10 protein-coding genes and 1 pseudogene are annotated in these 10,117 nt (G+C 70.5%); 3 read left to right on the top strand and 8 right to left on the bottom strand.

From position 1 onward, the window contains the following. The 7 genes and pseudogenes from J1M64_RS14915 to prfB form a co-directional block, all read right to left on the bottom strand. A pseudogene (locus tag J1M64_RS14915) lies at positions 1 to 353 on the bottom strand (EamA family transporter); the annotation flags it as partial. Continuing rightward, complete coding sequence (gene smpB / locus J1M64_RS14910; protein ID WP_067712405.1) at positions 350 to 859, bottom strand: SsrA-binding protein SmpB; 510 nt, start codon at positions 857 to 859, stop codon at positions 350 to 352. The pseudogene J1M64_RS14915 and the gene smpB, both read right to left, overlap by 4 nt. Positions 860 to 931: 72 nt before the next feature. Then, positions 932 to 1,834, bottom strand: a complete 903-nt coding sequence (gene ftsX, locus J1M64_RS14905; RefSeq protein ID WP_206474604.1) for a permease-like cell division protein FtsX — start codon at positions 1,832 to 1,834, stop codon at positions 932 to 934. After that, the gene (ftsE, locus tag J1M64_RS14900; RefSeq protein WP_067712387.1) at positions 1,834 to 2,523 is read right to left on the bottom strand and encodes a cell division ATP-binding protein FtsE; all 690 of its coding nucleotides are present in this window, start codon (positions 2,521 to 2,523) and stop codon (positions 1,834 to 1,836) included. The genes ftsX and ftsE overlap by 1 nt, the downstream gene beginning before the upstream one ends. 85 nt (positions 2,524 to 2,608) lie before the next feature. After that, on the bottom strand, positions 2,609 to 3,223 hold the full coding sequence (locus J1M64_RS14895; RefSeq protein WP_206474602.1) for a hypothetical protein: 615 nt from the start codon (positions 3,221 to 3,223) through the stop codon (positions 2,609 to 2,611). Positions 3,224 to 3,246: 23 nt separating this feature from the next. Next, positions 3,247 to 4,143, bottom strand: a complete 897-nt coding sequence (locus J1M64_RS14890; protein WP_067712384.1) for a mechanosensitive ion channel family protein — start codon at positions 4,141 to 4,143, stop codon at positions 3,247 to 3,249. After that, positions 4,143 to 5,249 (bottom strand): peptide chain release factor 2, encoded by a 1,107-nt coding sequence (gene prfB, locus J1M64_RS14885; RefSeq protein ID WP_067712381.1) that lies wholly within the window; start codon positions 5,247 to 5,249, stop codon positions 4,143 to 4,145. Before prfB ends, J1M64_RS14890 begins: the two co-directional genes overlap by 1 nt. A gap of 160 nt (positions 5,250 to 5,409) precedes the next feature. On the opposite strand from prfB, the gene J1M64_RS14880 reads away from it, so the two are divergent. The 3 genes from J1M64_RS14880 (at position 5,410) to J1M64_RS14870 (ending at position 8,994) form a co-directional block, all read left to right on the top strand. Continuing rightward, positions 5,410 to 6,213: an inositol monophosphatase gene (locus J1M64_RS14880; protein ID WP_067712379.1), complete on the top strand. Its 804-nt coding sequence runs from the start codon at positions 5,410 to 5,412 to the stop codon at positions 6,211 to 6,213. A gap of 119 nt (positions 6,214 to 6,332) precedes the next feature. Next, positions 6,333 to 7,739, top strand: coding sequence for an acyl-CoA dehydrogenase family protein (locus tag J1M64_RS14875; protein WP_119191991.1), 1,407 nt, complete (start codon positions 6,333 to 6,335; stop codon positions 7,737 to 7,739). A gap of 49 nt (positions 7,740 to 7,788) precedes the next feature. Then, complete coding sequence (locus tag J1M64_RS14870) at positions 7,789 to 8,994, top strand: acyl-CoA dehydrogenase family protein (protein ID WP_206474600.1); 1,206 nt, start codon at positions 7,789 to 7,791, stop codon at positions 8,992 to 8,994. Between the two features lie 297 nt (positions 8,995 to 9,291). On the opposite strand, the gene J1M64_RS14865 is transcribed toward J1M64_RS14870, so the two are convergent. Next, on the bottom strand, positions 9,292 to 10,002 hold the full coding sequence (locus J1M64_RS14865) for a peptidase S1 (RefSeq protein ID WP_067712365.1): 711 nt from the start codon (positions 10,000 to 10,002) through the stop codon (positions 9,292 to 9,294). Positions 10,003 to 10,117: the final 115 nt, after the last annotated feature.

Below are 10,117 nucleotides of genomic sequence, written 5' to 3'. Positions count from 1 at the left end.
CCCGCCGCGGGCGCGGGCCGCTCCCCCGCCGCCAGACCGAACGCCAGCGGAACCGCCGCCGCCAGGACCGCCGTGATCGGCGAGATCACACTCATCGGCCCGCGGGAGAGCGCCAGGTAGAACGACCACACCGCGACACCCGAGGCCATCCCGGAGGCCAGGCCCCACCCCAGACCGACCCCGGTCGGCGACCCACCGGCGACCAGGGCAGCGACGCCCACCAGCACGATCGACAGCGGATAGGAGACGCTGACCACGCGCAGCACGCGGGCGCGGCGGGAGGCCACACCGCCGAGGTAGTCGCTGATGCCGTACGCCACCGCCGAAGTCGACGCCAACGCGACCGGCATCATGCCCGCATGCCCTTGATCTTCCTGCCGAGTTCACGCACGGCCTCACGCTCGGCGGTCCGGCGGGCGATGTCGTGGCGCTTGTCGTGCGCCTGCTTGCCCCGTGCGACGGCCAGCTCGACCTTCACCCGGCCGCCCACGAAGTAGAGCGACAACGGGACGAGGGTGGCATTGCCGTCGCGCACCTTGCCCACGAGCGAGTCGATCTCGCGGCGGTGCAGCAGGAGCTTCCGGGCACGCTTCGGGGCGTGGTTGGTCCAGCTCCCGTGCGAGTACTCGGGGATGTGTAGCCCGCGGAGCCACACCTCGCCGTCGTCGACCGTCGCGAACGCGTCGACCAGCGAGGTCTTGCCCTCACGCATGCTCTTGATCTCGGTCCCGACCAGCGCGATGCCGGCCTCGTGCGTCTCCAGGATCTGGAAGTCGTGCCGGGCCTTGCGGTTGCTCGCGACGATGCTCCCGTCGGAGCCGAGGGACGACGCGCCCTTCTTCTTGTTCTTCTTGGCCACGTCGCGTCACCTCCTGATTGCCGTGCCCTCGCCGCCGTTCCGCAGCCCCCAGAGTCTAGATGGAGGGCGCGTTCAGTGCCGAACCGTGAGCCTCAGGGCGATCCAGGCGGTGAGCGCGGAGACCACCGCGCCCGCCACGACCAGCCCCGGTGCGAGGAGGAGGATGTCGGGGGTGGTGATCCGCTCGACCAGGTTCGCGCGGTAGGCCTCCGCCAGCACCCTGTCGAGGAAGACGTTCTTGGCCACCAGCAGGCCCCCCACCGCGAGGAGGGCGCCGGCCACCGCCGCGATCACCGCCTCGAGGACGAACGGCAACTCCGTGTACCAGCGGCTCGCGCCCACCAGTCGCATGATCCCCAGGGCGGTCCGCCGGGTGAACGCGGCGATCTGCGTCATGTTGGCGATGAGCAGGACGGTCGCCAGCAGCTGGACGACCGCGATCGCGAAGGCCGCGTTGCGGACGCCGTCGAGGACGGAGAAGACCCGTTCGACGAGCTCGCCCTCCCCCTGGACGATCTCGATGCCGTCCACCTCCGCCAGGTCACGCGCCACCGCCTCGGCCCGCGTGGGGTCGGTCAGTGTCAGGGTGAACCGCGAGCCGAGGGCGTCCGGCGAGGTCGACTCCACCAGCACCGGGTCTGTCGAGGAGAACAGGTCGACGAACTCGGCGTAGGTCTGCTCGGGATTCTTGTACTCCACCGACGCCACGCCCGGCGTCGTCTCGAGCCGCTGGAGGATCCGGCCGCATTCCGCCGCGCAGTCCGGATCCTCCAGCGAGATCGACCGGTCCACGTAGACGCGGAACTCGTTGAGATAGTCGTACTTGTCCTGACTCGCGGACGCGGTCATGGCCACGAGCAGGCCCGCCCCCAGCATGCCCAGGGCCACCGCCGTGGTGATGATCATGGCCAACGTCATGGACAGGTTGCGGCGCAGTCCCTGCCCGACCTCGGAGGCGACGAACGTAGCGGCCATCAGCGGTCCACCCCGTAGGTTCCGCGGGCGTCGTCGCGGACGACCGAGCCGTCGACCAGTTCCACCACGCGGCGCCGCGAGCGGTCCACGATGTGCCTGTCGTGGGTCGCCATGAGCACGGTGGTCCCCGTCCTGTTGATCCGGTCGAGCAGGAGCATGATGTCCTCGCTGGTCTCGGGGTCGAGGTTGCCCGTCGGTTCGTCCGCCAGCAGCAGCACCGGGCGGTTGACGAACGCCCGCGCGATCGCGACCCGCTGCTGTTCCCCACCGGAGAGTTCGTGAGGTCGGCGATCGGCCTTCCCGCCCAGCCCGACCATGTCCAGGGTCTCCGGCACCACCTTGTCGATGGTCCGGCGGGACTTGCCGATCACCTGCAGCGCGAACGCGACGTTCTCCGCGACCGTCTTGTTCTCCAGCAGACGGAAGTCCTGGAACACGCAGCCGAGAGAGCGTCGCAGCACGGGCACGTCGGAGCCCTTCATGCGCGTGAGGTCGTGGCCGGCGACGGTGAGGGTGCCCGAATCCGGGCGGTCCTCGCGGAGAACGAGCCGCAGGAACGTGGACTTGCCCGATCCCGACGCACCGATGAGGAACGCGAACTCGCCGTCACCGATCTCCACGCTCACGTCGGACAGCGCCGGACGCGTCGAGGACGGGTACGACTTCGTCACACGGGAAGCAGTGATCACTCCGATAGCCTAACGCCACGCAGGCCACAGGCACGGGAGCGGTCGAACAACGCGGCGGCGGCCGCGGCGCGGCCACCCGGTGGCGCTACCCCTCGAGGGCGCCGCCGGGCACCGAGGTCTCCCCGGCGCCCGGGGCCTCCTGCTGCAGCTGCGGTTGCGACTGCTGGTCAGGCTGCTGCTGCGGCGACTGCTGTGGCTGTTGTTGCTGCGGGGCCTGCGGATCGGCGCCACCGGGGAACCCCTCGGCATCGGGACCCGTCGTCGCGGTCCCTCCCGTCACCGTGGTGCTGGTCGTGCGGGAGCCCGTTCCCGTCGGAGTCGGAGACGAACTCGGGGTCGGGGCCGTGGTCTCGGTGGTCTGATCCGTCGGCGTGGACGACGGGTCGACCGGTTCGGCCGGTTCGGCCGGTTCCGAGGTCCCGGTGGGGTCCTGCGCGGGTTGCGGCCCGAAAGCGACCACCGGCTCGTCGCGGACGAGCAGATACAGCACGCCTGCCAGGACGAACGCGCCGAGGAGGATCGCGGTCGTCCGGGACATCCTGAAGAACTCGCCGAGCAGTGCGACGATCCGTGGCGTCGGACTCCGCGAGGGAGCGTCCGGTGGTGGCGTCCCGCCCAACCCGAGCGGGTCGGGCCGGTCGAGGATCGGGTCGTCGTCGATCGCGGCGCCCTGCGGGGCTGTCCCGTCGGGCCGGGTCATGTCATCGTCCCTGTGCCGGGCCATCAGACGCTCCCCTCTCCGGCCTGCGGTCGCAGCATCCCGGCGCGGATGGCGGCCAGCGCCTCCGGCTCCAGGACGATCCCCTCCTGGCGGAAGCGGCGGAGGATGACGGCGCGCATCCGACGGCCCACCTCCCACTGCATTCCCGGCTTGGTCCGGGCGAGCAGGCGGATGACGGTCTGCTCGAGTTTGATCGACTGCACACCCATGACCGACGGTTCGTCGAGCACGTACTCACCCACACGGTCGTCGTGGACGATGTCGCGACAGACCTCGGCGAGCACCTCGTGTGCCTTGTCCATGTCGGCGTTGTTGGGGACGGGGACGTCGATGATCGCGCGAGCCCAGTCCTGGGACTGGTTGATGGCGGTGACGATCTGACCGTTGGGGACGATGACCGCCTCGCCGTCCAGGGTGCGTAGCCGGGTGACCCGGAGCGTGACGTCCTCGATCGTCCCGGCGGCGACGCCGGTCGCCGTGGTGAGCTCGACGATGTCGCCGTAGCCGTACTGCCGCTCGGCCAGCACGAAGAAGCCGGCGAGGAAGTCCTGGACGATCTTCTGCGCGCCGAAGCCCAGCGCGGCGCCCAGAACGGTGGCCGGCGCCACGAGGGTGACGAGGTTGACGCCGAACCGCAGCAGGATCTGGATTCCGAACAGGATGTACAGGATCCCCACGGCGACGTAGGAGACGACCTGGACGAGGGAGTGGAGATGCTTCGACTCCTCCGACCACAATTCCTTGTCGGCGTTCCTCGCGTCGATCCGGCCTGTCCACATCCGGGCGATCTTCCCGATCACCCGGGTCATCAGGGCGGCCCCCAGGACGAGGAGGACGACCTCCAGTCCGTCGTTGCTCAGCCAGGCCAGGACTCCGCTGAAATCTGTCCGGAAGGCCACTAGGCGTCCGCCCCCTCCCGCATGCGCCATCGGATGCCGGCCTCGATGAACCCGTCGATGTCACCGTCGAGGACCGCGGACGGGTTGTTGACCTCGTACTCGGTGCGCAGGTCCTTGACCATCTGGTACGGGTGCAGGACGTAGGACCGCATCTGGTTACCCCAGGAGGCGTTGCCACCCGCACCGAGCGCGTCCATGGCGGCCCGCTCCTCCTGCCGCTTGCGCTCGAGCAGCTTGGCCTGCAGCACCTTCATGGCCGCGACCTTGTTCTGCAGCTGGGACTTCTCGTTCTGACACGTCACCACGATCCCGGTCGGGACGTGGGTGAGGCGGACGGCGGAGTCGGTGGTGTTGACGGACTGACCACCCGGGCCGGAGGAGCGGTAGACGTCCACCCGGACCTCGTTCTCCGGGACCTCGATGGAGTCGACTGTCTCCACGACCGGCAGCACCTCGACCTCGGCGAAGGAGGTCTGGCGGCGGCCCTGGTTGTCGAACGGGGAGATCCGCACCAGCCGGTGCGCTCCCTGCTCGACGGACAGGGTCCCGTACATGTACGGGTCCTTGACCACGAAGGTGGCGGACTTGATCCCCGCCTCCTCCGCGTACGAGGTGTCGTACACCTCGACCTTGTGGCCGGCCTTCTCCGCCCACCGGATGTACATACGCATGAGCATCTCGGCGAAGTCCGCGGCGTCCACGCCGCCGGCGCCGGCACGGATGTTGACCACGGCGTCACGCTGGTCGTACTCGCCGCTGAGCATCGTCTTGACCTCCATGGCCTCGACGTCCTCACGCAGGCTGGAGCGCTCGGCGTCCGCCTCCTCGACGGCACCGCCGCCCTCCTCCTCCGCCAGCTCGTACATCAGTGGCAGGTCCTCGATCCGCTGCCGCAGATCACGGCAGCGGCGCAGATCGGCCTGGATGTACGACAGCTCGCTGGTGACCTTCTGCGCCCGGTCCTGGTCGTTCCACAGGTCCGGGTCGGCGGCCATCTGCTCGAGCTCGTCGACGCGGCGGGCGAGCTCCTCGATGTCGAGGACCTTCTCGACCGTGGTCAGGGTCGAGTCGAGGGCAGCGATGTCGGCAGAAACTTCAGGGTGCACGTCTACCAACTCTACGCGGCCCGGGCGCCTTCCAGCGCCCCCTCCCCGTGGCCTGCCGCGCCTCCGATCGTCACCCCCCGGCGGTAGCGTCGGATGCCTCGGACCCGCTACCGCTCGTGGTCAGCGAGCCGCGACGACCAAGCGGAGGAAGTGAACGTCCATGGACACCCGCCACCCGGGCCCCCTGCACGACGAGTCCACCGGGGGGATGACCGACGCCGATCTGGCCGCCCGCCTCGTCGTCGACGCCGGAAACCTCGCGCGGCGACTGCGCGAGGACGGGCTCGACGTCCGCCGCAAGACCTCCGTCTCCGACGTGGTCACCGAGGCCGACGACGCGGCCGAGCGACACATCACCGCACTCCTCGCCGAACACCGCCCGTCCGACGGCGTCCTCGGCGAGGAGGGCTCCCTCGTCACCGGCGACGGCGAACGGCGGTGGGTCGTGGACCCGGTGGACGGCACCTACAACTTCGTCTCCGGCTCCGACTACTGGTGCTCGGCCGTCGCGGTCACCGGCGGTGACGACTACCTGCTCGGGGCGGTCCACCGACCCGTCACCGGGGAGACGTTCGTCGGCGGCTCGGACGTGCCGACGCGCCGCAACGGGGTGCCCGTCGCGCGCCTGGCCCCCGGGGACCTGGCCGCCGGCAGCCTCGCCACCTACCTGCACCCGCCGTTCTTCGACGATCCCCATCTCGCCGAGCCCTTCCACCGCGTGAGCCGCGGCGCGGCGACCATCCGGATGCTCGGGTCCGGGTCCGTGGACCTGGCCTCCGTTGCGTGTGGGATCCACACGGTGTGGTGCCAGCACTCCTGCCCCGAGTGGGACTGGCTACCCGGCCGCGCACTCGTCGAGGGGGCGGGCGGGGTGTGCGCGACCGTCGAGGTGGGCGGCTACGACTGGTTCGTGGCCGGTCGCCCGGGTGCGGTCGAGCAGGCGGTCGACCTCCTGCGCGGCTGACACCACCCCTCCCGCCGGCGGCAGGGACGTGTTCGAGGAAAGTGTGGCGCTCGGAACTTACTCCGAAGTAAGGTGTCGGGGACAGCACAGTCCACCGTCCGTCACGAGAACAGCTGGTGATGATGAGCAAGAACCCCACAGCCCCGTCCACGACCGGACGCGCGGAGACCTCGACACCGGGCAAGAACCCCGCGCGCATCGACGCGATCGGCGCCGCCATGCGCGCGCTGACCACCATTACCGGGTCGGAGTTCGCCGAGCGCTTCGGACTGCGGCAGAAGGTCGACCGGGTCACCTACGAGGCCACCAAGACCGGTTTCAAGACCCTCGGTGCCGCGACCAAGTCGTTCAAGAAGGTCACCGGCGGCGGCGCACCCAAGCGCCTTCCCGACGCCGACTCCGAGGCCCGGCCCGACCTGTTCGACCTCACGCTGGACGAGGACCAGCAGATGATCTCGCAGACCGTGCGAGAGTTCGCCGCCGAGGTCATCCGGCCGGCCGCGCACGACGCCGACGCCGCCGCCGAGGCACCCGCGTCCCTGCTCGAGCGCTCGGCCGAGATCGGCGCCACCATGCTCAACGTCCCCGAGGAGTTCGAGGGCATCGCCTCCGAGCGCGGCGTGGTGACCAACTCGCTGGTCGCCGAGGCCCTGGCCTACGGCGACATGGGTCTGGCCCTGCCGATCCTGGCCCCGTCCGGCGTGGCCACGACCCTGACGCAGTTCGGCTCGGACACCCAGCAGAAGTCGTACCTCCCGGCGTTCGCCTCCGAGCAGGTCCCCGCGGCCGCCGTCGTGGTGGCCGAGCCGCGGCCGCTCTTCGACCCGTTCCGGCTCGAGACCACCGCCACCCGGACCGCCGGCGGGTTCACGCTCAGCGGCGTCAAGTCGATGGTGCCCACGGCCGGCAGCGCGGAACTCTTCGTCGTCGCCGCCTCGCTCGACGGCGCGCCGACCTTCTTCGTCGTGGAATCCGACACCGACGGACTCGTGGTGGAGGCCGACCCGTCCATGGGCCTGCGCGCCGCCGGCCTCGGCCGACTCGTCCTCACCGACGTCTCCCTGCCCGCCGACGCCATCCTCGGCGGCCCCGACGTCTCGCCGGAGGACCGGTCCTCGGCCTACGCCGACGTCATCCGCCTGTCGCGACTGGGCTGGGCCTCCCTCGCCGTGGGCACCTCCCACGCCGTCCTGGACTACGTGACCCCGTACGTCAAGGAGCGCCAGGCGTTCGGCGAGCCCATCGCGCACCGCCAGGCGGTCGCGTTCGCCGTGGCCGACATGGCCACCGAGCTCGACGGCATGCGCCTGGTCACCTGGCGCGGCGCCGCCCGCGCCGAGCAGGGACTGTCCTTCGCCCGCGAGGCCGCGCTGGCCCGCAAGATCGCCGCGGACAAGGGCATGAAGATCGGCCTCGACGGTGTCCAGCTGCTCGGTGGCCACGGGTTCACCAAGGAACACCCCGTCGAGCGGTGGTACCGCGACCTGCGTGCCGTGGGAGTGGCCGAGGGCGTGGTGGTCCTGTGACCTCCGCCCATTCCGCCACCCTCCCGAACCGGACCAAGGACCTGAAGCGATGATCAACCTCGAACTCCCCAAGAAGCTGCAGGCGGGTGCGAACCAGGCCCGCCAGGTGGCCACGCAGATCTTCCGACCCGTCTCCCGCAAGTACGACCTCGCCGAGCACGAGTACCCCGTCGAGCTGGACACCCTCAAGGCCATGATGGAGGCCATGGAGGACGCCGGTCAGGCCGCCTCCGGCGCCACCATGGGATCCGGCGGCGCCCCGAAGCGGGAGGGAGTGTCCAACGGCGGCAACATGAAGTCGCTGCTCAACATCATCGAGACCTGCTGGGGCGACGTCGGCCTCACGCTGTCGATCCCCCGTCAGGGCCTGGGCAATTCCGCGATCGCCGCCGTGGCGAACGACGAGCAGATGGAGAAGTTCGGCCGGGTGTGGGCCTCGATGGCCATCACGGAGCCCGACTTCGGGTCCGACTCGGCCGCCGTCTCGGCCACCGCGCGGCTGGACGGTGACGAGTACGTCATCAACGGCACGAAGATCTTCGTCACCTCCGGCGCCCGCGCGGACCACATCGTGGTGTGGGCGACCCTGGACAAGAGCAAGGGCCGCGCGGCGATCAAGTCGTTCGTGGTGCCGCGGGAGCACCCCGGCGTCACCGTGGACCGGCTCGAGCACAAGCTCGGCATCCGGGCCTCGGACACCGCGCAGATCACGTTCGACGACTGCCGCGTGCCGAAGGAGAACCTCCTGGGCGACCCGGAAGTCCGCGTGGACAAGGGCTTCGCCGGCGCCATGCAGACCTTCGACAACACCCGTCCGCTGGTCGCCGGCATGGCCGTGGGCGTCGCCCGGGCCGCGCTCGAGGAGATCCGGACCCTCCTCGAGGAGGCCGGTATGGAGATCGACTACGACCGTCCGGCCACCAGCCAGCCGGCCGCTGTCGCCAAGTACCTCGAGCTCGAGGCCGACTGGGAGGCGTCCTACCTGCTCACGCTGCGCGCGGCGTGGATGGCCGACAACAAGATGCCCAACACCAAGGAGGCGTCGATGTGCAAGGCCAAGGCCGGGCGCACGGGTTCCGCCGTGACCCTGGGCGCGGTCGAGCTGGCCGGCAGCTACGGCTACTCCGAGCGCAGCTTCCTGGAGAAGTGGTCGCGCGACTCCAAGATCCTCGACATCTTCGAGGGCACGCAGCAGATCCAGCAGCTGGTGATCGCGCGCCGCATCCTGGATCTGTCCAGCGCCGAGCTCAAGTGAGCTGACCCCGGCGCGATCACCGCACTGAGCGGCGCCCACGACATGATGGTTCCGCACTGTCGGCAGATGTGGACACGGTGACCGTGGTCGAGACTGCCGCTGCGACCGGCATCCCAGCCGACGAGGACCCGGTCGGGCCCCAGCTCGTGGCCGTACGGGCAGTGGGTGGGCGCGTCCTCGGTCCAGAGCATGGAGCGGACGGTAGCGACGGGGTCGGACACAGACGAGGGCCCGGTACCGACCGCGTCGGTACCGGGCCCTCGTCCGCCCCTCGCCCACGGGCGGGGTGCCGGGCGATCAGGCCATCCGGAAGCCGCTCCCCGGCCAGTCGCGCGCGGTGGCGTCGGCGACGATCGCGTCGAACGAGTACGCCACCGCCGGCAGGAAGAACGGGGTCTGCGCCGGGTGGATGCACGAGGGCAGGATGGGGCCGATGCTGCCGGCCGATCCCGCGTCCGGCGGCATGTGCCCGCCGGAGAGGAGCCCGACGAGACGCCCCTCGCGGGTCACGGGGCCACCGGAGTCGCCGTAACCGGCACAGGTGTGGGTCCAGAACCGGTCGCCCTCGCGCTGCCAGGTGATGCCACAGGTGTGTCCGGTGGTCAGTCCGTCCTTGCAGACGACGTCACCGAACTGCGGCGCGGGTCCGCGGCCCACGATGCCCGCCTGTCGGACGGGGACGGCGACGCCCGGGTCCAGACGGATCACGGAGTAGTCGAGGATCTCGTTGCGGGTGGCGATGGTGCCGATCACGCCGGCACCCGGGTCGTCCCGGAGGATCACCGGGGCGTCGATCCGCTCACTGCAATGGGCGGCGGTGAACGCGACCGGCGCTCCGGAGTCGTCGTACCCGGCGGCGGTGATGGTGCATCCGGCCACTCCCCCGACCAGAACAGGGGTCGCGCCCCCGACGGGCACGGCGGCCTGGGCAGCTGCGGGCGCCATCAACGTGGCGGCACCGGCCATCACGGCCGTCGCGGCGAGCTTCGCCACACGGGTGAGCCTCATGAACGTGTCCTTCCCACCCCGGGCGGACTGCCCGGGTATACGCCCTCGACAGCGTAGCGGCGATCAGCCGCCGGTGCACCACGCGCGGGCCGGCCGGAGCCCCACCACCCGTGCG

Origin of the sequence: Dietzia sp. KRD202, from assembly GCF_017168155.1 — a bacterium.
Taxonomy (GTDB): Bacteria; Actinomycetota; Actinomycetes; order Mycobacteriales; family Mycobacteriaceae; genus Dietzia; species Dietzia kunjamensis.
Note: the sequence above shows the minus strand (reverse complement) of the source record. Positions and strands in the feature narration are given on the sequence as shown.

Bases quoted from the DNA above. Each gene is read 5' to 3' on its own strand.
- J1M64_RS14875 (WP_119191991.1), top strand. From the start codon at position 6,333: ATGATGAGCAAGAACCCCACAGCCCCGTCCACGACCGGACGCGCGGAG.
- J1M64_RS14870 (WP_206474600.1), top strand. From the start codon at position 7,789: ATGATCAACCTCGAACTCCCCAAGAAGCTGCAGGCGGGTGCGAACCAG.
- J1M64_RS14880 (WP_067712379.1), top strand. From the start codon at position 5,410: ATGGACACCCGCCACCCGGGCCCCCTGCACGACGAGTCCACCGGGGGG.
- J1M64_RS14865 (WP_067712365.1), bottom strand. From the start codon at position 10,002: ATGAGGCTCACCCGTGTGGCGAAGCTCGCCGCGACGGCCGTGATGGCC.
- J1M64_RS14895 (WP_206474602.1), bottom strand. From the start codon at position 3,223: ATGACCCGGCCCGACGGGACAGCCCCGCAGGGCGCCGCGATCGACGAC.
- ftsX (WP_206474604.1), bottom strand. From the start codon at position 1,834: ATGGCCGCTACGTTCGTCGCCTCCGAGGTCGGGCAGGGACTGCGCCGC.